Source organism: Candidatus Kurthia intestinigallinarum, from assembly GCF_003991225.1.
Classification (GTDB): Bacteria; Bacillota; Bacilli; order Bacillales_A; family Planococcaceae; genus Kurthia; species Kurthia populi.
The window spans coordinates 12567-38007 of the sequence record NZ_JTFC01000033.1 but is presented as its reverse complement, the minus strand read 5'-3'; the positions used below and the strand labels follow the sequence as shown (position 1 = coordinate 38007).

The following is a 25441-nucleotide window of genomic DNA, read 5'->3' as shown; positions in this document are numbered from 1 at the left end:
GAAAATTATCTTATTTAAACTTACTTATGCTCTTCTGCCCATTTTAAAACTATTTAAGAATATTATGACTTCCGTAATAATTATGCAAAAAAACGTATTAAAAAAGCGCTCCAACAACTGTTGAAACGCTTTTTTTGACTATTAAATGAATACATTATTTTCTAGTAAAAAAATTAATGTTTATACCATTGTTTTACTTGCGCATCTGTACCGTATACAAAGTGTCCTGGGAATACTTCATGACTTTTCGCATCGTCTCCTACTTCTTCGTGTTCATATGGAATACGTGTACGAGTTGCTTCTGAAATTGGATCTGGTAATGGGATTGCTGATAGTAACGATTTCGTATAAGGATGAACCGGATAATTGTAAATATCATCCGCAGTTCCTAATTCGACAATTTGACCGCGACGCATTACCGCAATACGATCCGAAATATATTTAACCATTGATAAATCATGAGCAATAAATAAATACGTTAAGCCACGCTCTTTTTGCAGTTGACGTAGTAAGTTTACTACTTGTGCCTGAATCGATACATCAAGCGCCGAGATTGGTTCATCCGCAATAATAAATGATGGGTCTAAGCTTAGTGCACGTGCAATACCGATACGTTGACGTTGACCACCTGAAAATTCATGCGCATAACGATTCGCATGTTCTCGGTTTAAACCTACTGATTCGAGTAATGTACCGATCTTTTCTTTACGTTCTTTTTTATTCTTATACATACCATGAATATCAAAGCCTTCAGAAATGATTTCACCAGCTGTCATACGAGGGTTAAGTGATGCATATGGATCTTGGAAAATCATTTGCATATCTTTATTAAATTGTTTTAATTCTTTTGCTGATTTTTTTCCGTGAATATCTTTCCCTTGGAATATAATCTCCCCGTCTGTAATATCGTACAGACGAATAATTGAACGACCCGTTGTTGATTTACCACAGCCAGACTCACCTACAAGTCCAAGTGTTTCACCTTCATAAACATCGAAACTGATACCATCTACGGCCTTGATTGAACCAAAATGCTGTTTTAAATTTTTTACTTCTAAAATTTTTTCAGGCATTTTATTCACCAACCTTTCCTAAATCAATACCTGCTTCTTTATTCTTTTGAATATACCCTTCGATACGTTTAAGCACCGCTTCTGGTACTGGTACATGAGGTGCATCCGGGTGAAGTAACCATGTTTTTGCAAAATGCGAATCACTAACTTGGAACATTGGTGGATCTTGTTCGTAATCGATTTGCATCGCAAATTCATTACGTGCTGCAAAAGCATCCCCTACTGGTGGATGGATTAAATCTGGTGGTGAACCTGGAATCGTACGCAATAATTCATCCGCATTATTATCAAGGTCTGGCATTGAGCCAAGTAAACCCCAAGTGTATGGATGTTTTGGATTATAGAAGATTTCGTTCGCTGTACCATATTCAACAATTTGACCCGCATACATAACAGCCACACGATCCGCAATATTTGCGACAACACCAAGGTCATGAGTAATGAAAATAATCGCTGTATTACTTGTACGTTGAATTTCTTTCATTAACTCAATGATTTGTGCTTGAATCGTTACATCAAGTGCCGTTGTTGGTTCATCCGCAATTAGTAATTTTGGTTCCGCTGCAAGCGCAATCGCGATAACAATACGTTGACGCATACCACCCGAAAATTCATGTGGGTATTGTTTAAAACGTTGCTCTGGGAATGGAATACCGACTTGATCAATTAATTCAATTGCACGTTTTTTCGCTTCTGCTTTTGATGTATTTTTTTTATGTTTTAAAATAACTTCCATGATTTGCTTACCAATACGCATTGTTGGATTCAACGCTGTCATTGGATCTTGGAAAATCATCGCAATTTCATTACCACGGATTTTCGTCATTTCTTTTTCAGTCATTGGTACAAGGTCACGACCATCAAATAAAATCTGGCCTTCTGCATAGATACCAGGTGGCTGAGGAATGAGTTTCATTAACGCATTACTTGTTACAGATTTACCTGAACCTGATTCACCTACGATACAAAGAGTTTCACCTTGTTTGACTTCGAAGTTTACGCCACGTACGGCTTGTACGATACCTGCATATGTTTTGAAGTTGATTTTTAAATTTTTTACTTCTAATAAATTTTCACTCATTTTCTCACCTACTTTATTATTTACTTACGAAGTTTTGGATCTAGCGCATCGCGTAAGCCATCGCCTACTGCATTAAATGCAAAGATTGTGACAGAGATTAAAATAGCTGGGAAGATTAAACGCCACGGCGCTGTATCTAACGCGTTGTTACCGTCAGATGCCATCGTACCCCAAGAAGCCATTGGTTGTGGTACACCTAAACCTAAATAACTTAAGAATGATTCTGTGAAAATCGCGCTTGGAATCGTTAATGTCATTGTTACTAAAATAGCACCTAATGCATTGGGTACTAAGTGTTTCATAATAATATGTGTTGTATTAGCACCTAATGTACGGGCTGCTAATACATATTCTCGACTCTTAATAGAAAGAACTTCGCCACGAACAATACGAGCCATGTTTACCCAACCTGTGATTGAAAGTGCAATAATCATTGGTAATAAACCTGGTTGTAATACAACTAAAAGGATGATTACTACTAATAGGTAAGGTACTGCAGTTAATACATCGGCAATACGCATCATGATATCATCCACACGACCACCTACAAGACCTGCAATAGAACCCCATGCAACACCGATAATTAAATCGATAACTGCAGCTGTAATACCAATGAATAGAGAAATACGGGCACCCATCCAAGCACGTACAAAGATGTCACGACCAAGGTCATCTGTACCGAACCAATGTGAAGCTGAAGGTGGTGCATTGTAGACACCTAATTGTTCGCGATAGCTATAAGGAGATAACCATGGTACGAAAATAGCCATTAACGCAACGATGATTAAAATAAAGAACCCAACAATCGCTAGTTTATTATGCATGAAGCGTAAACGCACTTCTTTCCAGAACGATACTGATTTTGCGGCTAGCTGATCTGTTTGATCATGCTTACCACCAACAACCGTAAATTTATCTTTTGAAATTTTCGGTAAATTCTCATTTGATTGAGTCATTATTTTTTTCCTCCTTTCAGATTAATTCGTGGATCGATTAATCCATAAATAATATCGACGATTAATACTGCTAATAATAAGATAATTGAGTAGAACACTGTCGTACCCATGATAACCGTGTAATCACGGTTTGTAATACTTGTTACGAAGTATTTACCTAGACCAGGAATCGCGAAGATTTGTTCGACGATGAAACTACCTGTGATAACCCCTGCAAATAGTGGTCCTAAGTAAGTAACTACTGGTAGAAGTGCATTTCGAAGGGTATGTTTGAAGACGGTCGTCCATTTACCGAGCCCTTTTGCACGTGCCATCTTCACATATTCACTACTGTTTTGTTCAAGCATAGATGAACGCACAAGTTTAGCGATAAAGCCCATATGTGTAACGGCGATTGCAAAGGCCGGCATAATACTGTAGATGAAGCCGTTCCATCCACTAATTGGAAGGAGCTGCATTTTCAGACCTACGAAGTACTGTAGAAGACCCGCTAATATAAAGGAAGGGACGGATATTCCTAGCACGGCAATTGTCGTACCGAGATAATCCGGGAATCTATTATGATACAGCGATGTAATAACTCCGACTAAAACGCCGAGTCCGACCGCTAAAATCATCGCTTCAACACCTAGTGTTAACGAAATTGGGAAACTTTCCGCAATCATATCATTTGTTGAGCGACCTTTGTATTTCATTGATTCACCAAAATCAAATTGTGCTGTAGATACTAAATAGTCCTTATACTGGATGTACCAAGGATTGTTTAAACCATATTCTTCTTGTAGCGCTGCTTCAATTTCTGGCGGTAAGCTTTTTTCAGAAGCAAACGGGCTACCAGGGGCAATTCTCATTAGGAAGAATGTTAGTGTTACGATGACGAATAATGCGGCAACAATGTACAATAAACGCTTGAAAATATATTTAATCATTCTTTCAGCCTCCTTAACCTCTTAATAATAGAATAAGAGGACTGCTAGGCTTAGCCTGCAGTCCATTGGTAAATCTAGTGTGCGAATTATTTCGCAATTTTTACATCTTTAAGGTTGATGTTACCTAATACATCTGGCTCCATACCTGTGATTCCGTCTTTCACTACGAATAGAGAAGTGTAATCATAGATTGGTGCAGCTGGATAATCAGCCATAAACACAGCTTCTGCTTTTTGTAAGAATGCTAGACGTTTTTCAACATCTGTTTCTTTTTGTGCTTTCGCCATTAATGATTGGTATTCTTTGCTTTCCCAACCAGTTTGGTTATTGCCGTTATCAGCTGTTGTGTAAAGATCTAAGAATGAAGTTGAATCATTGTAGTCAGCTGTCCAACCCATACGAGCTACTTCGAAGTCACCGCCGTCCACTTTGTCTAAGTAAACTTGCCATTCAGAGTTGTCAATTGTTACATTCACACCTAAGTTTTTATGCCAGCCTTCTTGAACATATTGTGCAATTGCAGCATGTGCTTCATCTGTGTTGATTGAAAGTTTGATGTTGATGTCAGAAGCATTTTTGATGCCAAGTTCTTTCATCCCTTTAGCAAGTGCTTCTTTCGCACCTTTCATGTCGTTATCTTTAAAGAATGTTTGTTGAGAATCCCATCCATTGATTGACATTGGTACGATACCATTAGCAGGTTTTTGTTCACCTTTAATTACATTGTCAATTAATCCTTGACGGTTGATTGCTAATGTTAAAGCTTTACGAATGTTTTTGTTTTTCATTACGTCATCTTTTGTATTGAATTTGTATAGGTATACAGATGCAATATCCGAGATTTGTAGTGATTTGTCTTTTTTGTATGTATCAATTTTATCAAGAGATACTGATTGGAATGGAGAGCCTAGGAAATCTAAGTCGCCACTTTCAAACATACGACTAGCTGTTGCTGAAGATTCGATCATTGCAATGTTGATTGTATCAACATCTACACTGTCTTTATCCCAGTAGCTATCTGATTTAGCTAATGTTACTTTGTCGTTGTGTTTCCATTCTTTTAGTGTGTATGGTCCGTTTGTTACGTAGTCTTCACCAGCATCTGCGTACCATTTATCATTTTTCTCAGCCACTTTTTTATTGATTGGCATATAAGAATAGAATGCTGTTAATTCTAAGAAATAAGGTGTTGGGTTATTAAGTGTTACTTCTAATGTTTTATCATCAATCGCTTTCACACCAACAGCGTCTGCTTTACCTTTACCTGTGTTGTAAGCTTCTGCGCCTTTAATAGCGTAGAAAATGTAAGAGTATTGAGACGCATTTTTAGGTTCTAAAGCCCATTTCCAAGCGTACTCGAAATCTCCTGCTGTTACTTGGTCACCATTTGACCATTTTGCATCGTCACGTAATGTGAACGTATAAGTAAGTTTATCATCGCTAACTTTTACATCTTCTGCGATTGCGTTTTCAACTTCACCTTTTTCATCTACACGAGTTAAACCTTCGAATACCCCGTTTAAGATTGATCCAGATTGTGTATCTGTCGCTAATTGCGGATGTAAGCTAGGTGGTTCTGAAGCAATTGAAAGATTTAATGTTTTGCCATCAGATTTAGAATCTTCAGACTTTTCATCTCCGCCGCCAAAGCCACATGCACCGAGCACTAATGTAAGAGCTGCGAGGATTGCTACCCATAAAAAGTTTTTCTTCATGTTGTGTTCCCCTCTAATGCCTATAAAGATTTGCGTTATATTTATAACGTATTAATACTATATCAAACAAATAAATAGAAAGAAAGAAGTATTCCGAAAATTTTCAAATCAGAAACAATTTATTTAATTTAGAACAGTTTATTTTAATGAAACATTTTTAAAGATTATGTATTTTTATAAAATAATTCTCTTTCAAACGGCTTTTTAATGCTATTTTTATTAATTTCACTGCATTTTTATAGTTTTCTGAATAGAATGAATATCGTCACAATTCAATAAAATAATTTACCATATTTTTTATAAAGTCACTTTTTTTATGTCTTTTCTATTTTTTATATCTTTTTTTCATCTCTATTACCTATAAATTTTTTGAATTATTGCTATTATAATAATATTTTTTCTGAATTTTACGATAATTTTGTCGTTATCAGATGTCATTTTTTAGTATTTAAAAATAAAATCATTTAATTATTATACAAATATATCTTTCTTATGAATATTCAAATAAAAAAGGCTACGTCAAACGTAGCCTTTTTGTTTATTTAATATCTTTTTATTTCATGGAAGGTACTAATTTCTCTAAGCAATGTTCAATGCTTTTGAGTAGCGAATTATGCATATTTCTACGATAAATGTACAAATGGAATACATATAAAAAACCCGTAACATTTTTATACAAATACAATTGCTCGTCTGAACGTAACTTTTCATTCTGTGAAGTCATAAATTTCGGAACACGTATAAAGAAATCCTCAATCACTTTTTCATCCAAATGAATTTTTAATAATTTCATAATCGTTTTTGATAATACCTCTTTTTCATCACCAATATAAAGAACAGATGAACATGCAATTTTATTAGCTACTACACGAAAAAGATTCGCGCTTTGTTCTTTTGGAAAGCGCTCATCATCCATTAATTTCTCAAGTGCATCCACTGCATAAGCTACAGGCTGCACAAGTCCTCCTTCTTTACCGTAACTACGTACATCTTCTTCTAATTGAAGGTACAACATCACTGCACGATATATAGCATCATATGTTGCATTGTCTATAAAAGGTACTTCGTTATGTGCATCAATAAAAAAGCCAAGTGCTTTCATACTGTAAGAACGTTTATATAGCTCGTTACTATTAAGCATTCCTTGATTATAGAATAAATAATCGTCACTAATCAGCTCCAATATAACGCGTTCTTTTCTCGATGCATTAATATTTTCGTTCGTTGCAAATCGCTCTAAAAAAGCTAATAATTGTGCTCGCAGTTGTTGATCGAGTGTTTCAAGTGATGGCAGTACTTGTTGAATCAGCTCGTCATCATTCATACGATGCAATGTAACATCTTGTTCAATTAGTTCTTGTAGTCTTTCTATTGTAATGGTCATTTTCTCAACCCCATTCTATACTCTATTCATCAAGCCTATTGTAGCAATTTCCAAGTCGCTCGCTCAAAGAATTTTTCACTTTATATTGTGAAAAAGAAAAAGACAGTCGCAACGACTTTTTCGTTGTTACTATCTTTATTCCCTTATTTTTGTACTTTTTTACCATAAAGTTCATTTAAAATCTCAATTTTCTTTTCAATGGCCTCTTCATACGTCAAAATGTATGCGGCTGGCTCTTTTGGATTGTGGTGTTGGGTGATGCGCCCTGTTTGTGCATCAACGAATTTACTTGAAGCACCGCAGCCCAGTCCAATGATTGTTTGTACTTCTTCCATAATGACAATATTATAGATACTTTCCTCGCCAGGTTTTGAGTAACCGACGTTTTCTAAATTGCCTAAAATATTTTTTTGACGGTATAAATAGTACGGCGCGTAATCATGCTCATCTGTCCATTCATGTGCACGATGCATCATCGCTTCAGCCGTTTTACGGTCCGCGACTTGATATTTATCACGGTTATGCGTCATTTCTGAGGCACGCTTGAACGATAATGTATGCACTGTTAAAGATTCTGGCATCATTTTTTCAGATTCTGCTAATGAATGTTCAAACTCTTCAAGACCCTCATTCGGTAAGCCGATGATTAAATCCATATTGATATTATTCATGCCTTCTTCACGTGCAAGCCAGAATTTATCAATTGTTTCTTGTACGCTATGATGACGCCCAATGGCTTTTAATGTTTCATCTGTATACGACTGTGGATTAACACTAATACGATCAATGCCCCATTTACGTAATACGGCTAATTTTTCAGATGTAATCGTATCCGGACGTCCTGCCTCTACCGTTACTTCACGAATTGTTTCAGGATGTGGGAAATGTTTGTACATTGTTTCATATAAAGCGTCCATTTCATCTGCCTCGATCGAAGTAGGCGTACCCCCACCCCAGTAAATCGATGTAATCTTCATATCATTTTCAGTAAGCCATTGCCCCATACGTTCAAGTTCAATATGCAATCCATCGAGGAATGTATTTACACGACCTTGTTTACGATTACTTTGAATCGCATAAGCTGGGAACGTACAATACGCACATTTTGTCGGACAGAATGGAATACCAATATAAATACTAACCTCATCGCCAATCGTGTCTAAATCAGGAATTGTTTTCAATTGTACGGCTACAATACGCTCTAATAAATCGATTTTTTCATGTGACAAACGGAATTCTGTCACCAGTTTTTCGCGAATAGCTTCCTTTGTATAGCCTTGCTTACGAAACTTATGATAAAGCTTCGTTGGACGAATCCCTGTAAGGATGCCCCATTTTTGATGCATATCCGTTAATTGCTCTAATGCCTCTAACAATACATATGACACGGCGCGTTTTAAACGAATATTCTGCTCATGGTCTGTTCCTAGTGTTTCGTATGGTTGGTCAAACGTTGTATAAAACGTCGCACCACTTGCTTGCTCTTGTAATTCACAGGTAGCATGCACGGTATAATCTTCGTCTACTTGCGATGTGAAATGAACTTTCAAGTCAACTTCTTGCTCTTTTTTCGCTACTTTCGAATCCTCAAAAAATAGATTGGCGATATGCGTAATTTGACGTATCCAATCTTGAGGATACGTTTTATTTAATGAAATTAATTTCATTTGATTGGTTCAACTTCTTTCGAATTTAGTTTAAATAAAAATTTTTATAGGTATAAGTAAATAAAATTAATAAAAAATGGGGGTTTTATCATAATCTTTAACACATGGAATAAAGTATCTTATGAATTATCTATTGAAAATAGTATAGAGTCTGAATTACCTAATGTGTGTATTGAAAATAATTTAAGTAACGATATCTATACACAGCTCGAAATGATTTCCTTAACCTTACGTGATTTAGCGATTTTGCGTTTGATGCGGCCCATTTTAAAAGAAAATTTAACGTCCCTTGTTGAAAATTTTTATTTAAATCTTCAAAAGGAGCCATCTTTACAACAAATCATTCAAGATAATAGTACATTTGAACGCCTCAAAAAAAACATTATCTCATCATCTCGGAGAATTATTTGATGGGGTCATTGATGAACAATTTGTAGCAAAAAGACAGCGTATTGCATCTGTTCACGCACGTATTGGTTTGGCACCTAAATGGTATATGTGTGCATTTCAAGATTTGTTAAACGGCTTTTTTATTATTGTTGAAAATACAGCTTATAACACAAAAGAACGTTTTGAAATTTTAAAAGCGATTTTAAAAATTTTAAATGTGGAACAGCAAATCGTTCTAGAATTATATGCATCTGATTATGAACAAGCCTTGATGAAAAAAAATGAAGTGAATTTAGCGATTGTAGAATCCGTACGCTCAAACTCTTCTGCGCTTAGTACAGTTGCTGCAGAAACAAATGATTCGATTTCATCGATTGTTACGGTATTAAATGACCTAAAAAAAATGTCTGCACATAATCATACATTATCCGATGAAGTTGTTCGCTCTGCAACGGAAGAGCAACAACGCTTATTTGCCACTGAAGAAAATAGTACCGAACTTCAGGAAACGATGCAACTAGTTAAACATGACATCGATGAACTTCATGACTTAAATAATCAAATCAACGATATTGCGAGTCTAATTGCTGATATCGCGAGTGAAACCAATTTACTATCATTAAATGCATCCATTGAAGCCGCGCGTGCTGGTGAACATGGCAAAGGCTTTGCTGTTGTAGCTAGTGAAGTACGTACACTAGCTGAAAATACAGCAAAAGCGGTGAAGACTGTTAATCGTATTGTTTCTAAAAGTTTGATAAAAACGAAAGAAATTGCCGAAACCTCACTAGCGCTAGAAACACTTGTTGTGACATCTAATGCAGATATCCATGAAACTGGTTTATCTTTCACAGAAATTTCAACGCGTATGCAAGCGCTACGTCAAAGCAGTGATGCACTCATGCATAATGTCGAATACCTTAATACAGCGGTCTCAACTATTCAAGAAAATGCGAATCGTATTCATATGGCATCAGTTGATTTAGTAGCACAATCCAAATAAATAGAAAAAGAGCACTTTCATTGTCGAAAGTGCTCTTTTTTTATGAAGAAGGTATTATTGAATACCATCATACATTGCTTGGATTGGTTTTGTTAGTACACGATTAATTTCCTGTACTAATTCGCTAAGTGCCATTTCAGCCATTAGCATTTTTGAAATCGCTTGGTTTTGTTGAGCAAGTTGCGCTGTTTTTTGTGCGTATTGTAGCTCGTCCTCGCCGATTTCTTCACCCTTCATTTGCTTTTCTTGAAGTGTCATTTGTAGTTCACGGAATTTCGCAAATAATGCAACCGCTGCTTCATCTTGTTTCACTTCTTCAATCGCTGTTTTTAATGCATTGAATTGTTCCGTTTGACGGAATGTGCTTTCTAATTTGTTTAAATCATCGTAAATATTAATCATGTGTAAATCCCCCTACATAAAGTATGAAATAATCCCTTGGAAAATCCCGATAAAGCCACCAAGCACAAAGCCAAGAACTGTAATCATTTTTAGTTCACGACCTGTGATACCTAGTACAAGCTTTTCAAGAACTTCTAGCGGGAATGTATCGACTTGCTCACGCACAAGCTCCTCAATATCAAGACGAGCGATAGCTGTCTCTAAGTTTGCTTCTGCTTTTTCAAAACCAACTGCTACAACTTGTGGCACAACCTTGTCAGCTAAATGCTGCGCGCCTTTTGGCCAGTAATGTACAAGTGGTTTGTCTAAATGTGTTTCAATGGCTAATTCTTTTTTCGCGTATGACTGGATGTTGCGTGTGACACTTGTGAAATCAAGATTACCTAAAATTTGTGGCACGGTTTGAACGCGTAGCTTACCCCATTCAGTTATTAAAATATTATTGACCATATTAAAGGTGCCAGGTGCTACAAGGAAATTATGAATTTCCTTTTGAACTTTTAACACAATCGAATCACTGTCACCTAAAAACATTTGAACCATACCGCCAAGTGTTCCTTTTGATTCAAGGAAGTTGTCGATAAGCCCTTTAATTGTTAAGTAACCTTCACTTGATGCAAAATAATCGTCGCCACGCATTAAAATATAACTTGAGACTTCTGGAATTTTCGCATCGACTTTTTCAGTCCAGCTTGGCGGCAGTAATGCTTCAATCGCATCCTTTGAAAGAACGTTTTTGAAATGCATGACTTGTTGGTCGATAACCGTATCGATTTTCTGTTCAATCAATTGCGGTGCATCAGCTACACCAGCTTGCTTTAGCCAATCATTTAACGTTTTATCTTCTGCAAAAACATATTGTTGAATAAGTTCATTTGCTTTCGCTTCAATCTTTTGTTGATTATCAGCATTAAAGAATTTTTTGCGGAACATTTCTGGTGTTAATAAATAATTGACGACTGTTTTTCCGAGTTGCTCTGCAATCGCGCCACGTCGTTTTGGAATAATCCCTGGTGTGAATGGCAAACGCCAGCCGAAAAGATATTTTGCCTCTAACGGACGGAATAACATTTTAATAGCGATATGATTTGTAAAGCCACCAATAACGGAGCCAATCACAGCCATGACGACAATTTTCCATAATAAATCTAGCATATAGCTGTCACCCTTCTTTACGAATATCATTGCCTGTTCACATTATAGCAGAGGCAAAAAAAATCGCATATCAAAATCCTTTGTTCGCAAAAAGTTAGAAAAATAGGTAAACTATTACAAATAGGAAATGGAGTGATATACGATGATTCAACATTTTAAATTTAAGCCTCTATACAATTCGAAGCTGCCAGGTTGGCAACTGAACTTCTATAATAAGAGCATCTATTACGAAGTCATCTACAATTCAGATGGCTCGCTTACATGCGTATCGCCGAAAGATATGGTGCTTGATGAACAGTTAGAAAAAGAAATTCAAGCACTTATGGCGTTTCACGTTTACGATTGAGTTTTTAAACGTTCAAATCGTTTACCAAACGTGAAGTAGAAATAAGTAGACGCTGTTAAATAAAGCGCCGACGTTAAAATAAATGTATATACATAGCCATAGTAACTACCAAAGGCGGTTACTAAATATGTCGCTGGAATCCCCATTGAGGCCCAGCCGACTTGGAATACCATTTGGTTGACCGAGTTGGCGAGGCCTTTATATTTGTCATGGACAATATCCATCGCGACAGCACTCTGAATTGGTGATGCAGCATTCATGAGTGCCTGACGGAATAAAAAGCCAATTGATGCGACCCATAGATTCGTTGTAAAGGCCGTTAATAATAGGAAAGGAATCGACGCATATTGGAAAATAATAATGGCCTTTACCTCACCTACTTTTTTAACAACAATTGGTCCGATTAGTTGTGCGACAGCTGTCATCGCTGAGCCAATTGCTAAAATAAAGCCAATATACGAATTCGACGCATCAAAACGATTGGCAAAATAAAGGTTTAAATACGGAATAACTAGCCCTGAGCCTGTCCCAATAACTAGCTGTGCAATCCCAAATAATACGATGATTTTTAAATTACTTTTAAAATCGACCGCATGATGGTCTTGTACAAGTCGCGGTGCCTTCGGTTTATTGTCCTCAACAGGCACAGCTTTTTTCATCATAAGCATTGGTAGTAAGCCAATAAGGAAAAAGACAACCCCGATTAACAGCGCAACACGAATCCCTGCCGCTGCACTAATATCGAAAAGATCACTCGCACCATCAGCAATGACACCGCCGAATAAATTCCCGGCAACGCCTGCAATGGTCACAAGCGAAAAATGTACACTAAACAACTGCATACGTTCTTTTGGTTTTGAATTTTCTGCTAAAAACGGTACACTGGCCACTTGTGGAAACGCCCAAACAAGTCCAGTTAAAAATGCACCAATGAGCATCGTTTGCTCGGTTACCGTCACACTCCGTACAACTAGTGTGATGGCGGTAAGACCTGCACCAATGATGATCATCCATTTGCGTCCAACACGGTCGCTAAGTAACCCTGCTGGCACAAGTATAATGGCCGTAGCAAGCGCCGTCATCGCAATGACGTGTCCGCTTACTTCGCCAGCGAGACCTAGCTCGCGAATATATAAATTGTACATAACGCCAAAAATCCCCATACCCATCTGGATTAAGACGTTCCCAAACATAAACAACTTCACATTGCGATTGAATGAGTTCAGTTGATGAACCCAATCTCTCCACCAATTCGTAATGCCCACCCGCTTTCTTCCATTTCACGAGTATACATGCTACGCTCGTTCACATAAAAATTCAATTAGTTTGTTTGCATCCCTGACTGTAAGCGATACATTTGATAATATTTTCCTTGTTTTGCGAGGAGTTCCTCATGAGTCCCTCGTTCGACAATGCGCCCCGCATCTAGGACTAAAATCAAATTAGCATTTTTAATAGTAGAAAGTCGGTGTGCAATGATAAATGTTGTACGGCCCCGCTTTAAAACATCCATTGCGCGTTGAATCATTTCTTCGGTCTCAGAGTCAATATTCGACGTTGCTTCATCTAATATTAAAATTGCTGGATCGAAGGCAAGTGCACGTGCGAATGAAATCAACTGGCGCTGACCAGAAGATAATGTCGTACCACGCTCTACTACCTTATCATCGAGTTCAATGCCTTTTAATCCACCAACTGCTTCAACGGCTGCTTTCACCTTGGCATCTGAAATTCTTGGATCATTTAAGCTAATATTCGATGCGACGGTTCCTGTAAATAAATACGGGTCTTGTAGCACAATGCCCATATGCTCACGCGTCGTTTGCACTGGCTTGTCATTCACATTTTGCCCATCAATGGTAATCGAACCTTTTGAGACATCATAAAAACGGAAGAGTAAATTCATAATCGAGCTTTTACCTGAGCCTGTATGACCCACTAATGCCACTGTCTCTCCTGGTTGCGCCTCAAAATCAATATTTTTCAGCACATACTCCTCGTCCTTATAAGCAAAGCTCACATCATTAAATGCGACATGTCCGTTATAACGTGGCATATGCTCATTGCTTACTTCTGTTCCGTCATACTCTAATAGCTCGAGTACACGCTGTGCCGATACACGCGCACGTTCAAGACGATTTAACTGTCCGACAATTTGCATGAATGGATTAAATAGTCGTGTAATATAATCAATGAACACATAAAGTAGACCAACTGAAAATGCTTCTGAGCCTGACAATGCTTGTGAACCAAAATACCAAATAAATGCAAGGAACACCACAGAACGTAATAAGCCGATTAAGTTATGCGTTGTCGCTGCATCAAGGACGAGCATCTTATTTTGATAATCATAATGGTCCTTATTAATCTCTTCAAATTCTTGTTCCATTTTCTTTTCTTGCCCAAATGCTTGAATAATTGTCATCCCATTAATCGACTCATTTAACATACCGTTCATATCCGATAATCGCGTACGAATAATATGATTAAATTTTGTCGCAAATTTATGGTAGAACCACACGAAGGCAATTAAAATTGGTAGTAAACATAATACGATTAATCCCATGCGCCAATCTAAAATAAACAGCATGATGTAGACGCCAAAGATTGTTAAAATACTTGATGCAAACTGTGATAATACCGTCACGAATAAATCACGAACAGCTTCGGTATCATTTGTAATACGTGATACGACCTTCCCAGCTGGGAGACTATCAAAGTAACGAATCGTTAGGCGATTAATATGCTCATATACATCGTTACGCATCGTTTTAATAATATTATTCGCACCTGATTGTAATATAATGTACTGCGTATAACGGAAAATCGCGGATACTACGGATAGTCCAAAGAAAATCGCTAGCAGCACAGAAAAGGGTTGCCACGGAACGCCATCTGCTTTGGCATCCGTAATATAACGGTCAATCATTTCTTTTGCAATTAAAGGTCCTGCTAAATCTGCCGCAACAGCGATTAATAAAAAGCTGACACCAATAATTAGTTGTTTCTTATATAAGTTTGCGTAGTGCATGAGTCGCTTTTTAAACATCGCCATCACCTCCAATTTGTTGTAGTGCAAACTGCTCGCTATACCAGCCACCTGCACGAACTAACTCGTCATGTGTGCCTTCTTCTATAACATGACCATCTTCTAATACAATGATGCGGTCTGCATGCATCACTGCAGATAGGCGGTGTGTAATAATTAATGTCGTTTTATCATTGCGTAGCGCCTGGATATTATGAATAATTGTACTTTCTGTTTTCGCATCAACGGCTGATAATGAATCATCGAGAATTAGAATTTCCGGATTTCGAATTAATGCGCGCGCAATAGAAATCCGTTGTTTTTGTCCACCTGATAGAGAGATTCCTTTTTCACCAACCATCGTTTCAAGTCCCTGTGGTAGACGTTTTAAATCTTCTTCAAAATTAGCCATGCGAATGGCAGCACATAGTTCTTCCTCTGTCGCATCTGGTTTTCCGAAAAGAATATTTTCCCGTACCGTACGTGAAAATAAAATATGCTCCTGTGGTACATAGCCAATCCATTTACGGACTTGTTCTTTTGATTGCAACTGAATTTTTGTATCGGATAACGCCACGTCGCCTTCTCCAAGTGGATACTCACGTAGTAGTTGCTTTACAACGGTTGTTTTCCCACTGCCGGTTTTTCCGACAATACCAAGTGTTTCACCGCGCTCTAGACGAATGTCCATATCCACTAAATTTGTCTGCTTAGCTGTTGGATATGTGAAACTAACGCCATCAAAGACAATATTACTTGGCTTCTCAATATCGATTGGCTTCTCTGGGTCTGGTACATCCTCATGCTCTGCCAATGTTTCGCGAACACGATCTGCTGACGCATTGCCACGCTGCATAACATTAATCATTTCACCAATTGCCATCATTGGCCAAACGACCATCCCCAAATAAACATTAAAGGTAATGAGCTCACCAACTGTAATAACGCCCTGCGATACGAGGTATGCACCATAGCCAAGGCCTAGCATATAGCTAAGCGCCGTCAAAATCTTACTAATCGGTGCAAATAAAGCATCGACTCGCTCTACACGCATATTTTTATCGTAAACGTCTTGCGTCATATCTTTGAACTGCGCTTCCATTGAACGTTCCTGCACATAAGCTCGTACAACACGCACACCTTCAACCCCTTCTAGCACGCGGTCATTCATATCGCCAAAGGCTGCCTGTGCTTCAACGAAACGCTCATGAATTTTTTTACCGATAATTTGCATCGCATAAGCTAAAAATGGTAGCGGTAAAATCGCCACAAGCGTTAGTTGCCACGATACACCAAAGCCCATCATTAAAATAATCGTTACTAAATAAAATGATGAATCAAGCATCGTCATAATACCGTAACCCGCTGTTTCAGAGACAGCATTTAAATCATTCGTTGAGCGCGCCATTAAATCGCCTGTACGATTGCGCTCATAAAATGGTGGTGCCATACGTAAGAATTTACGCATGAGATTTTGGCGCAGTTGATATTGTAAAATATTCGAGCCGCCAAATAATTGATACTGCCATATATAGTTTGTAATATAGCCAACAACTGTAATGCCTACGAGAATAAAAGTATATTGCCATAGCAAATCACTCGTAAGTTGCCCACGATGAATCGCATCGATTGTGTCCCCAATCAATTTTGGCGGTACAATTTCAAGCACACTTGAAATGATAAGTAGTAGAATTGCTACACTATACCGCTTCCATTGTTCTTTAAAAAACCAATCAAGCTTTTTAAATATGTCGAACATAGTGTCATGTTCTCCTTTCTCTCCGCTCCGCAAACACAAAAAGGCACGCACTCCTAGTTAGAGCGCGTGCCTAAACAATAGAAGTGTACAGAAAATCCCTGCACACTTAAAAAGTCGAGTTACATAATGTGTTGTGCGGAGATATGTTTTGTAGTTGTGTTGTCATGTGAATGCTTTTTGATGTGAATCATAGTACATACCTCCTTTTTATTAGTTGCCTTTCATGCTACGCCGTTTCCATTAAATTGTCAATATATTTTTAATTTTCCGTATAAATAAACTATTTTAATCATATAACAAACTTTTTGCTCATTTAGTTGAGAACATTTGAAAAATCATTCTAACTGGTCTATATTATTTCTATTAACTAATTTTTTATTATAGGAGGTGTACACTTTGTCCTTCCCCTCATTCGGGCTTTAAGGACAAAGGAAGTCTTTGGACATAGCCATACGGTTGACAGCAGTTGCTGTCTTAATCGCGATCTCCGCGTTCTTCGTAGCAACTGAATTTGCTATCGTACGAACGCGAGCTACTCGAGTAAATCAGCTGGTAGCTGAAGGAAATAAACGAGCGTTAAACGCTAAAAAAGTAGTCGATAATTTAGATGAATATTTATCCGCCTGCCAATTAGGTATTACGATTACATCATTAGGTATTGGTTGGTTAGGGGAAGAGGCCGTAGCAGCAGTTATCGAGCCTATCTTTCACTTAATCGGTTTAGAAAGCGGCGCTGTCTTAACATTAGTGTCATTCATCATCTCATTCTCAATCGTGACGTATATTCACGTTGTTATGGGTGAACTTGCACCGAAAACATTAGCCATTCAAAAAGCCGAATCTGTTGCACTTGCAACGGCCAAACCATTAATCATTTTCCATAATGTTATGTTCCCATTCATTAAATTATTAAATATTTCTGCACGAGGTGTCGCAGCAATGTTTGGTTTAAAAGGTATGGGCGAATCTGAAGGCGCAATGTCTGAGGAAGAGCTTCGTTTAACATTATCGGATAGTCTAAAGGGCGGCGAGATTAATCAAGCTGAATATCGCTATGTAAATAGCATTTTCGAATTCGATGATCGTCTTGCCAAAGAAGTCATGGTACCTCGTACAGAAATCGTCGGTATCGATAAAGACCTTACATTGAAAGAGGTCTTTGAAGTAATCGGTGTAGAACAATACACACGTTACCCCGTTATCGACGGCGATAAAGACCATGTGCTGGGTCTTGTTAATATGAAATCATTATTAACAGCCTACATTAAAAACCCAGAAGTCAACGGGCCAAAACCTGTGACAACGTATATGCGACCAATTATTCGTGTATTTGAAACAACACCAATTGGCGATTTATTACTTAAAATCCAACGTGAACGTATTCATATGGCCATCTTAATGGATGAGTACGGTGGTACGTCTGGTTTAGTAACAATCGAAGATATTATCGAAGAAATTGTCGGCGATATTCGCGATGAATTCGATACAGATGAGATTCCTGAAGTACGTAAAGTAAAAGAAGGTCATTACATCCTTGATGCGAAAATGCTACTAGAAAGTGTGAATGATTTTCTTGGCATTAACATCGAAGAAGATGATATCGATACAATTGGCGGTTGGGTCATGACGAAAAACTTTGATGCAGTAAAAGGTGAAAAGATTATCGAGCAAGGATATCAATTTGTTGTCAAAGAGCTAGAAGGACATCATATTTTATATCTTGAAGTGACAAAACTTGCCCCTGCACAACCAATTGAGTCGGACGTTGAAACAGCCGAATAATACGAAAGAGCTGGAGATTATATCTCCAGCTCTTTTTTATACTTTGCCACTTGGCTCTGTTAAATTATGTTTTACAGCATAGAGTGCTGCTTGTGTACGGTCTTGCACTTCTAACTTAGCAAAAATATTGGAAATATGCGTTTTAACCGTCTTCTCTGTCACAAATAATGAGGACGCAATTTCTCGATTGCTTTTCCCTTTTGTAAGCTCTGCTAATACATCACGTTCACGCGGTGTTAGTGGATGTTTCACATGGGGGCTATTTTCTTCTTCTTTTTCCGCTTCTTCTAGTTGCTCACTAGCATCTGGGTGCAAAATATTTTCGCCTGCAATGATTTTGCGGATTGTTTCTACAAGCTCATCTGGCTCAATATCTTTTAGCTGATACCCTGCCGCACCTGCCTCAATCGCTGGCACGACATGGTCACGGTCTGAAAAGCTCGTTAGCATAAGCACATGCACTGCTGGAAACTGCGCTTTAATTTTTTTCGTTGCTTGAATACCATCCATCTCAGGCATCACTAAATCCATTAATACAATATCAGGCTGTAGCTCTGCTGTTAATGCAACGGCCTCTTTGCCATTTGCCGCCTCACCGACTACTTCAAAATCCTTTTGCGTTTTTAAAAAGAATAATAAGCCACGGCGTACAACATGATGGTCATCTGCTATTAATACACGAATCATGACAAATCCCCCTTCTAATATGGCATACGAATTAAAATTTCCGTACCCTTTCCTATATCACTTACCCAATCAATCGTGCCACCTAATGACGTTGTACGGTCACGCATGCTTTGAAGTCCTAATGATGGTAGCTGGACACGGTCTGGTAATTGGAAGCCACGTCCCTCATCTTTAATAACGAGTAAAACATCCGTTGACGTCAGCGTAATATAAAGCTCCGCCTCCTTCACACCCGAATGCTTACGGACATTATTCAGCGCTTCTTGTGCTAAACGGAATAATGCCTCTTCTACTTTAGATGGCAACTGCACAACACCTGTGACATTTACTTTCAATTGAATCCCTAGCATATCTGCATAGCCTTTAATGGCTTCCAAAATACCACTCTCTAAACCTTTTGGGCGTAGTTGCCAAATGAGTGCACGCATTTCTGTTAAAGCCTCTTGTGTTAAATCTTGAATTTCTTTAAATGTTTCTTTCACCATCGGCTCGTCACTCATCTCAACGCCTGCACGTGATGTCAGTGTCACCGAGAATAGTAGCTGATTGACCGAGTCATGTAAGTCACGCGCTAAACGGTTACGTTCTTGCACTAATGCCATTTCCTGCTCCTGCTTCGTCAGCATAATCCGTTTAATCGATGAACCAATTTGAAAGGCCACAGATTCAAGTAATGCTAAATCATCATCTGAGAAGCTTACCGTATTAGGCGATGCTACATTAAGTAAGCCAAAGCGTTCATGTCCTGACTGCAGCGGTACGGTTGCATGATGCGTAATGTCCGCATTATCGCCTACATCTGCTGCATTGGCACTTTCAATTCGTTGACATTCGATAATATTTGACGCTTTCTCCAGTTCATTATTACGAAATTTCGATAAGCACCAGCAGCCGCCCTTACATAAGTAACGACAATTATCATGCGCTAATGCTTCTGGTAAATTTTCATGTGCAATCATCTCATGTTTTCCGCGGCCATTAATAAAGAAAATCCATCCTGTCTCAAAGCGTGTACCTGCTAATAATTTACGCAGCGCGCCTTGTAGCATCGGCTGTAATTCGGTTTCTTCGTTTAATAGCTCTGCAATTTCTTTTAATAAGCTAATATTTGAATGATCTGTCGGCTGCATAAAATGCCCCCTAATCGTTTACTTACTTCTATTGTACCGTTTATTGCGAGTAGTTTGTATCACGAGTCCCTCATACTTTTGAATGAAAAAAGAACCGCACACGAGGTACGGTTCTTTTTAGTACAGCTTAATCTTCTTTTGTATAGTGTAATGAATACACATCATGGCGACGGTCTTTTAAGTGCGCTACTGTACCATCTTGGCGTTTACGACGTAGAATTTCTAAATCGACATCGCCGATTAACACCATTTCTAAGTTTGGACTTGTTTCACCGACAATACCATCGCGAGCAAATTCAAAGTCAGAAGGTGCAAAAATCCCTGACTGCGCATATTGAATGTCCATATTTTCTGTTTGTGGCAAGTTGCCGACTGTTCCGGCAATGACTGTATAAATTTGGTTTTCAATGGCGCGTGCCTGTGCGCAATAACGTACACGTAAATAGCCTTGGCGGTCATCTGTACAGAATGGTGTGAAAATAATATTTGCACCTTTATCGGTTGCGATACGTGCCATTTCTGGGAACTCAATATCGTAACAAATTTGGATGGCGATTTTACCGCAGTCTGTATCAAAGACACGGACTTTATCGCCACTTGAAATCCCCCACCATTTACGTTCATTTGGTGTGATATGCACTTTATATTGCTTTTCAATTGTGCCATCACGGCGGAATAAGTAGGCGATATTGTAAATTTCATCGTCTTCCTCTTTAACGAAGTGAGAGCCGCCGATGATATTGACATTGTAGCGAATCGCTAAGTTTGTAAATAGCTCTAAATATTGCTCCGTATATTCCGTTAGGCGGCGCACGGCTAAGCTTGGTGATTTTTCGTTCATAAAGCTCATTAATTGGGTCGTGAAAATCTCTGGGAATACGACAAAGTCCGAGCTTGCATCACTGGCTACATCAACGAAATATTCACATTGGTGTGCAAATTCTTCAAAGCTTGAAATTTTACGCATCATATATTGGACAGCACAAATACGTACTGGGTAGCTCGTTTTATAGTGACGCTTTGTACGTGGTAAATAATCAACATTATTCCACTCCATCAATGTCGCGTATTTTGCAGAAGCCACATCATCTGGTAAATAGTTTGGATTTACACGCATTAGTGTAAATCCATTTTTAATTTGGAATGTTAACACTGGATCATATACTTTATGACGAGATACGGCATCCACATATTCGCGTGGTGTCATTTCATCGATATGTTTATGGTAGTTTGGAATACGGCCACCAATAATTATTGATTTCAAGTTATGCTCACGCGCTAAATCTTTTCGCGCGTCATATAAACGTTGGCCGATTTTCATACGGCGGTAGGCTGGGTCTACCATTACCTCGATACCGTATAAATTATAGCCGTTTGGATTGTGGTTTGTAATATAGCCATCATCTGTTAAATCTGACCAGGTAGCGCGGTCATCATATTCATCAAAGTTAATAATTAAGCTTGAGCATGATGCAATGACTTTACCGTCTAATTCTGCGACGATTTGGCCTTCTGGGAAAATATCTAAATGGCTATTTAAATGCGCTAATTCCCATGGGTCCATTCCTGGAAAAGATTTGCGTTGGATTTCTAAAATTTCATCAAAGTCTGTACGCTGCATTTTGCGAATGACTAGGTTTTTTTCAAACTGTGATACGTCTAATTGTTCTGACATGGTTAGTCCCCTTTCATAATCAAGGCGTACCCTTATTCTACTACTCTAAAACAAAAGGGAAAAATTATTTTACTTATGACGCTAATCCCACTATAATCGAGTAAGAAATAGACTAAAATTAGGAGAATTTTCATGCAACGAAAACTCGAAAATGCACTACTATTTATGTGGACCGTTTCACTAGTTGCGACGCTCGGTTCACTGTACTTTTCTGAGGTGCAACTATATGAGCCTTGTAAATTTTGTTGGTTCCAACGAATTTTTATGTATCCACTTGTACTAATTTTGGGTATCGCATACATACAACGCAACGTAAAAATTGCGGCCACAAGCGCGATTTTTTCCGTAATCGGCGCTTGTATTGCGCTCTATCACTATGGTATACAAAAGATTCCATACTTACAAGACAATGCCGCTTCTTGCGGACTTGTCCCTTGTACTGGTCAATATATTAACTGGCTTGGCTTCATTACGATTCCATTCCTATCGTTAACCGCTTTTATTTTAATTGCAGTTACAAGTTTTTACATGTTAAAACAACTTAAAAAAGGAGCACACTAACTCATGGCGAAAAAAACAACCGCACAGAAAAAAGACAATCGCTTAACGCTTTTATTAATCATCGCAATTGTTGTTGTACTTGGTTTTACAGCGATTTACTTCATTAACAAATCGCAAAACGAAGCAAAAATTGAAAATTCAACGAGTGCCGCTAACCAAACAACTGGCGAAAAAGCAACAGGTGATACCGATACACATGGCTTATATGGTGACTACAAACCGAAAACACAAGCAACAATCAATCAATTAGACGATAAAAATTATCAAAACATCATCTTACCGGATGATTTAAAGAAACGAATCGATGCGGGGAAAGAAACATTCGCATACTTCTTCAGCCCAACTTGCTCTCACTGCGTGGCAACAACACCAATCCTAATGCCTGCAGCGGATAAAGCGGATGTGCATATTTATCAATACAATGTTTTAGAGTTTGAAGAAGGCTGGACAGACTACGCGATCAATGCCACACCAACACTTGTCTACTTTAAAGACGGCAAAGAAGTTGGACGTGTCATCGGCGAACAAACAGCTGAAGGTTTCACTGAATTTTTCAAAACAATGGAAAATTCATAAAAATAAACTGACCTAAAAAGAAAAGGACACTTTCAATGAGAAAAATCGTTGGAGGTGTTTTTTTGTTGAGCAAAAACACGCGTATTCACACGGAACAAAATTGAAAGCCATTAAGATAAAGTGGGCAACCATACCAGTGAACGAAATAATAGCTCAACGACTATACTCGAATTTCGGTAAAATCAAATCCTAGTTGCATACAAAAAAAGATGGTGAAAAAAGAATTTGACGGCGACTCCTAGGAGAATAGCATGAGCGAAAGACCCCACAGTGAGCTTGCGAACGAGGAGGCTTCCGCCATGCTAAAGGAAAGCGTCCGTCAAATTCAATTGAAGGAACATGTCTTTTTCTTTATCTCATTTTCTAGCGTGATTTCTTCTTTTTCTGTGCAAGCCGCTAATTGAATAGAGCTAGGAGTCCCTGTCTCTTTTTTGTTATACTAAACGAATTGGAGGGATTGGATGATTGGAACGATTTTTAACTGTTTGACGATTATTGTCGGAAGTTTAATAGGAAGTTTTCTGAAAAAAGGTATCAAGGAACGCTATCAGGAGATTTTGATGCAGGCAATGGGCTTTGCGGCAGTGGCACTTGGTATTAATGCGATTGTACAGTATATGCCAAAGAGCGATTTCCCTGTACTATTTATCGTAAGCCTCGCAATCGGTGGACTCATTGGCGAAATGATTGATATTGAAACACAGTTTAATAAGCTTGTCGGTAGATTTTCAAAAAGTGATTTAGCGAAGGGGTTATCAACCGCCATTTTACTGTTTTGCATTGGCACCTTATCGATTTTAGGACCGATTAATAGTGCACTTCATGGTGACTATACATATTTATTTACGAATGCTATTTTAGATTTTGTAACATCGATTGTTTTGGCCTCTACATTTGGTATTGGCATTGCCTTTGCGGCAGTTGTACTATTTGTATGGCAAGGCTCATTTTATTTATTAGCTATTTATTTAAACGATTTCATGTCAGCACATTTACTGACGGAGATTTCAATTATTGGCGGAATTTTGATTTTAGCTTCTGGCCTTAGTATTCTCGGCATTAAAAGTTTTAAATCGCTCAATATGCTTCCTGCCCTACTCGTACCGCCCTTATTTTTTATTATCACGCATTTTTTCTAATCTATACAAAAAACACTTCCGCCTAACTCATGGAAGTGTTTTTTCGTTAACGATTGTATTTTGGGTCATCGTATGGGAATAAATCTGGATGATTCCCTGTACGCTCATCTTTATTAAGTGAATCCATTAATGCCATATCTTCTTTAGTTAATTCAAAATCAAATACCTCCGCGTTGGCACGAATGCGACTTGGTGTCACCGATTTTGGAATGATCAGTGTGTCATTTTGTAGATGCCAGCGAATCACAATTTGCGCCGCTGATTTATTGTAGCGCGCTGCTATGTTTAAAATCGTTGGATCCTGTAGTGCCCGCCCGCGACCAAGTGGCGACCATGCTGTCACTGCAATTTGATGCTCGGCGCAAAATTGCTGTAGTGCTTTTTGTGATAAGTATGGATGGCATTCGATTTGATTGACCATGGGCTGTACATTCGCTTGCGCAAATAATGCCTCCAAATTATGTGCCTCATGATTTGATACCCCTGTTGCACGAATAAGCTTTTCATCATATAAACGCTCAATCGCACGATATGTGTCCTTATACGTGTCCGGCTTTGGCCAATGGGTTAAATATAAATCCATATAATCCATATTTAAATTTTTCAACGATACTTCAAATGCGCGCAATGCTTCATCATAGCCTTGGTCGTTGTTCCACACCTTTGATGTAATAAAAATATTGTCGCGTGCGACACCAGATTGACGTACAGCCTCGCCGACTTCAACTTCATTATCATAAAATGAAGCCGTATCAATCGCGCGATATCCTGCCTGAAGCGCCGTTACCATCGCCTCGATTGCCTCGTCCTTATCGGTCATTTTATAGACACCTAGACCAAAACGCGGCATATCGACGCCATTTACTAATGTTTTTGTTGAATCAATTGTGAACATTTCCATCACTCCTTTTTTTTATTATAGCGAATCCTTCTAATTACTTGCGAATTATTGCCTGAAAACTTAAATTACAATTAAACCCATTGCTTTTTACGTCATAAACGA

Annotated in this window: 23 protein-coding genes; 7 read left to right on the top strand and 16 right to left on the bottom strand. The window is 38.3% G+C overall.

The features are described from left to right. Positions 1 to 173: 173 nt before the first annotated feature. The 7 genes from QI30_RS13920 to QI30_RS13890 form a co-directional block, all read right to left on the bottom strand. The gene (locus QI30_RS13920) at positions 174 to 1073 is read right to left on the bottom strand and encodes an ABC transporter ATP-binding protein (protein WP_126991210.1); all 900 of its coding nucleotides are present in this window, start codon (positions 1071 to 1073) and stop codon (positions 174 to 176) included. Position 1074: 1 nt separating this feature from the next. Beyond that, positions 1075 to 2154 (bottom strand): ABC transporter ATP-binding protein, encoded by a 1080-nt coding sequence (locus QI30_RS13915; RefSeq protein ID WP_126991209.1) that lies wholly within the window; start codon positions 2152 to 2154, stop codon positions 1075 to 1077. 20 nt (positions 2155 to 2174) lie between these two features. Further along, a complete protein-coding gene (locus QI30_RS13910) occupies positions 2175 to 3110 on the bottom strand; it encodes an ABC transporter permease (RefSeq protein ID WP_126991208.1) in 936 nt (311 codons plus the stop codon). Next, positions 3110 to 4039: an ABC transporter permease gene (locus QI30_RS13905; RefSeq protein ID WP_126991207.1), complete on the bottom strand. Its 930-nt coding sequence runs from the start codon at positions 4037 to 4039 to the stop codon at positions 3110 to 3112. The genes QI30_RS13910 and QI30_RS13905 overlap by 1 nt, the downstream gene beginning before the upstream one ends. An 86-nt stretch (positions 4040 to 4125) precedes the next feature. After that, positions 4126 to 5754, bottom strand: a complete 1629-nt coding sequence (locus QI30_RS13900) for a peptide ABC transporter substrate-binding protein (RefSeq protein WP_126991206.1) — start codon at positions 5752 to 5754, stop codon at positions 4126 to 4128. 553 nt (positions 5755 to 6307) lie between these two features. Next, entirely contained in the window at positions 6308 to 7138 is an 831-nt protein-coding gene (locus QI30_RS13895; protein ID WP_126991205.1) for a DUF2785 domain-containing protein, read from the bottom strand. A 143-nt stretch (positions 7139 to 7281) separates the two neighbouring features. Continuing rightward, positions 7282 to 8805 carry a coproporphyrinogen III oxidase gene (locus tag QI30_RS13890; protein WP_126991204.1) on the bottom strand — a complete coding sequence of 508 codons (1524 nt, stop codon included), beginning with the start codon at positions 8803 to 8805 and terminating at the stop codon, positions 7282 to 7284. A gap of 213 nt (positions 8806 to 9018) precedes the next feature. Here QI30_RS13890 and QI30_RS20265 point away from each other — a divergent pair, with 213 nt between their 5' ends. Next, positions 9019 to 9216: a protoglobin domain-containing protein gene (locus QI30_RS20265; RefSeq protein WP_233600604.1), complete on the top strand. Its 198-nt coding sequence runs from the start codon at positions 9019 to 9021 to the stop codon at positions 9214 to 9216. Continuing rightward, on the top strand, positions 9167 to 10198 hold the full coding sequence (locus QI30_RS13885) for a globin-coupled sensor protein (protein ID WP_233600599.1): 1032 nt from the start codon (positions 9167 to 9169) through the stop codon (positions 10196 to 10198). The genes QI30_RS20265 and QI30_RS13885 overlap by 50 nt, the downstream gene beginning before the upstream one ends. 54 nt (positions 10199 to 10252) lie before the next feature. On the opposite strand, the gene QI30_RS13880 is transcribed toward QI30_RS13885, so the two are convergent. Both QI30_RS13880 and QI30_RS13875 read right to left on the bottom strand, forming a co-directional pair. Beyond that, positions 10253 to 10600: a YlbF family regulator gene (locus tag QI30_RS13880; protein WP_126991203.1), complete on the bottom strand. Its 348-nt coding sequence runs from the start codon at positions 10598 to 10600 to the stop codon at positions 10253 to 10255. Positions 10601 to 10612: 12 nt separating this feature from the next. Beyond that, positions 10613 to 11755, bottom strand: coding sequence for a DUF445 domain-containing protein (locus tag QI30_RS13875; protein WP_126991202.1), 1143 nt, complete (start codon positions 11753 to 11755; stop codon positions 10613 to 10615). Between the two features lie 142 nt (positions 11756 to 11897). Here QI30_RS13875 and QI30_RS13870 point away from each other — a divergent pair, with 142 nt between their 5' ends. Further along, positions 11898 to 12101, top strand: a complete 204-nt coding sequence (locus QI30_RS13870; protein WP_126991201.1) for a DUF5342 family protein — start codon at positions 11898 to 11900, stop codon at positions 12099 to 12101. On the opposite strand, the gene QI30_RS13865 is transcribed toward QI30_RS13870, so the two are convergent. From QI30_RS13865 to QI30_RS13855, 3 genes are all read right to left on the bottom strand, one after another. Further along, the gene (locus tag QI30_RS13865) at positions 12092 to 13360 is read right to left on the bottom strand and encodes an MFS transporter (protein WP_370323620.1); all 1269 of its coding nucleotides are present in this window, start codon (positions 13358 to 13360) and stop codon (positions 12092 to 12094) included. The two genes, QI30_RS13870 and QI30_RS13865, sit on opposite strands and share 10 nt — an antisense overlap. 62 nt (positions 13361 to 13422) lie before the next feature. Further along, a complete protein-coding gene (locus QI30_RS13860; protein WP_126991199.1) occupies positions 13423 to 15150 on the bottom strand; it encodes an ABC transporter ATP-binding protein in 1728 nt (575 codons plus the stop codon). After that, the gene (locus QI30_RS13855; RefSeq protein WP_126991198.1) at positions 15143 to 16888 is read right to left on the bottom strand and encodes an ABC transporter ATP-binding protein; all 1746 of its coding nucleotides are present in this window, start codon (positions 16886 to 16888) and stop codon (positions 15143 to 15145) included. Before QI30_RS13855 ends, QI30_RS13860 begins: the two co-directional genes overlap by 8 nt. A gap of 438 nt (positions 16889 to 17326) precedes the next feature. Between QI30_RS13855 and QI30_RS13850 the strand changes: the two genes are divergently transcribed. Further along, complete coding sequence (locus QI30_RS13850; protein ID WP_233600598.1) at positions 17327 to 18670, top strand: hemolysin family protein; 1344 nt, start codon at positions 17327 to 17329, stop codon at positions 18668 to 18670. Positions 18671 to 18706: 36 nt separating this feature from the next. On the opposite strand, the gene QI30_RS13845 is transcribed toward QI30_RS13850, so the two are convergent. From QI30_RS13845 to QI30_RS13835, 3 genes are all read right to left on the bottom strand, one after another. Beyond that, the gene (locus tag QI30_RS13845) at positions 18707 to 19357 is read right to left on the bottom strand and encodes a response regulator transcription factor (protein ID WP_126991197.1); all 651 of its coding nucleotides are present in this window, start codon (positions 19355 to 19357) and stop codon (positions 18707 to 18709) included. Positions 19358 to 19371: 14 nt separating this feature from the next. Beyond that, positions 19372 to 20487: a GAF domain-containing sensor histidine kinase gene (locus tag QI30_RS13840; protein ID WP_126991196.1), complete on the bottom strand. Its 1116-nt coding sequence runs from the start codon at positions 20485 to 20487 to the stop codon at positions 19372 to 19374. Positions 20488 to 20614: 127 nt separating this feature from the next. Beyond that, entirely contained in the window at positions 20615 to 22162 is a 1548-nt protein-coding gene (locus QI30_RS13835; RefSeq protein WP_126991195.1) for a bifunctional GNAT family N-acetyltransferase/carbon-nitrogen hydrolase family protein, read from the bottom strand. Positions 22163 to 22294: 132 nt separating this feature from the next. On the opposite strand from QI30_RS13835, the gene QI30_RS13830 reads away from it, so the two are divergent. The 3 genes from QI30_RS13830 (at position 22295) to QI30_RS13820 (ending at position 24438) form a co-directional block, all read left to right on the top strand. Further along, complete coding sequence (locus tag QI30_RS13830) at positions 22295 to 22723, top strand: disulfide oxidoreductase (protein ID WP_126991194.1); 429 nt, start codon at positions 22295 to 22297, stop codon at positions 22721 to 22723. 3 nt (positions 22724 to 22726) lie between these two features. Next, positions 22727 to 23299 carry a thioredoxin family protein gene (locus QI30_RS13825; RefSeq protein WP_126991193.1) on the top strand — a complete coding sequence of 191 codons (573 nt, stop codon included), beginning with the start codon at positions 22727 to 22729 and terminating at the stop codon, positions 23297 to 23299. A gap of 461 nt (positions 23300 to 23760) precedes the next feature. Beyond that, complete coding sequence (locus tag QI30_RS13820) at positions 23761 to 24438, top strand: DUF554 domain-containing protein (protein WP_126991192.1); 678 nt, start codon at positions 23761 to 23763, stop codon at positions 24436 to 24438. 46 nt (positions 24439 to 24484) lie between these two features. On the opposite strand, the gene QI30_RS13815 is transcribed toward QI30_RS13820, so the two are convergent. After that, a complete protein-coding gene (locus tag QI30_RS13815) occupies positions 24485 to 25333 on the bottom strand; it encodes an aldo/keto reductase (protein WP_126991191.1) in 849 nt (282 codons plus the stop codon). Between the last annotated feature and the right edge of the window lie 108 nt (positions 25334 to 25441).

Excerpts from the sequence above, each read along its gene's own strand:
- QI30_RS13920 (WP_126991210.1), bottom strand. The coding sequence starts at position 1,073 with ATGCCTGAAAAAATTTTAGAAGTAAAAAATTTAAAACAGCATTTTGGT.
- QI30_RS13915 (WP_126991209.1), bottom strand. The coding sequence starts at position 2,154 with ATGAGTGAAAATTTATTAGAAGTAAAAAATTTAAAAATCAACTTCAAA.
- QI30_RS13910 (WP_126991208.1), bottom strand. The coding sequence starts at position 3,110 with ATGACTCAATCAAATGAGAATTTACCGAAAATTTCAAAAGATAAATTT.
- QI30_RS13905 (WP_126991207.1), bottom strand. The coding sequence starts at position 4,039 with ATGATTAAATATATTTTCAAGCGTTTATTGTACATTGTTGCCGCATTA.
- QI30_RS13900 (WP_126991206.1), bottom strand. The coding sequence starts at position 5,754 with ATGAAGAAAAACTTTTTATGGGTAGCAATCCTCGCAGCTCTTACATTA.
- QI30_RS13895 (WP_126991205.1), bottom strand. The coding sequence starts at position 7,138 with ATGACCATTACAATAGAAAGACTACAAGAACTAATTGAACAAGATGTT.
- QI30_RS13890 (WP_126991204.1), bottom strand. The coding sequence starts at position 8,805 with ATGAAATTAATTTCATTAAATAAAACGTATCCTCAAGATTGGATACGT.
- QI30_RS20265 (WP_233600604.1), top strand. The coding sequence starts at position 9,019 with ATGATTTCCTTAACCTTACGTGATTTAGCGATTTTGCGTTTGATGCGG.
- QI30_RS13880 (WP_126991203.1), bottom strand. The coding sequence starts at position 10,600 with ATGATTAATATTTACGATGATTTAAACAAATTAGAAAGCACATTCCGT.
- QI30_RS13875 (WP_126991202.1), bottom strand. The coding sequence starts at position 11,755 with ATGCTAGATTTATTATGGAAAATTGTCGTCATGGCTGTGATTGGCTCC.
- QI30_RS13870 (WP_126991201.1), top strand. The coding sequence starts at position 11,898 with ATGATTCAACATTTTAAATTTAAGCCTCTATACAATTCGAAGCTGCCA.
- QI30_RS13860 (WP_126991199.1), bottom strand. The coding sequence starts at position 15,150 with ATGTTTAAAAAGCGACTCATGCACTACGCAAACTTATATAAGAAACAA.
- QI30_RS13855 (WP_126991198.1), bottom strand. The coding sequence starts at position 16,888 with ATGTTCGACATATTTAAAAAGCTTGATTGGTTTTTTAAAGAACAATGG.
- QI30_RS13845 (WP_126991197.1), bottom strand. The coding sequence starts at position 19,357 with ATGATTCGTGTATTAATAGCAGATGACCATCATGTTGTACGCCGTGGC.
- QI30_RS13840 (WP_126991196.1), bottom strand. The coding sequence starts at position 20,487 with ATGCAGCCGACAGATCATTCAAATATTAGCTTATTAAAAGAAATTGCA.
- QI30_RS13835 (WP_126991195.1), bottom strand. The coding sequence starts at position 22,162 with ATGTCAGAACAATTAGACGTATCACAGTTTGAAAAAAACCTAGTCATT.
- QI30_RS13830 (WP_126991194.1), top strand. The coding sequence starts at position 22,295 with ATGCAACGAAAACTCGAAAATGCACTACTATTTATGTGGACCGTTTCA.
- QI30_RS13825 (WP_126991193.1), top strand. The coding sequence starts at position 22,727 with ATGGCGAAAAAAACAACCGCACAGAAAAAAGACAATCGCTTAACGCTT.
- QI30_RS13820 (WP_126991192.1), top strand. The coding sequence starts at position 23,761 with ATGATTGGAACGATTTTTAACTGTTTGACGATTATTGTCGGAAGTTTA.
- QI30_RS13815 (WP_126991191.1), bottom strand. The coding sequence starts at position 25,333 with ATGTTCACAATTGATTCAACAAAAACATTAGTAAATGGCGTCGATATG.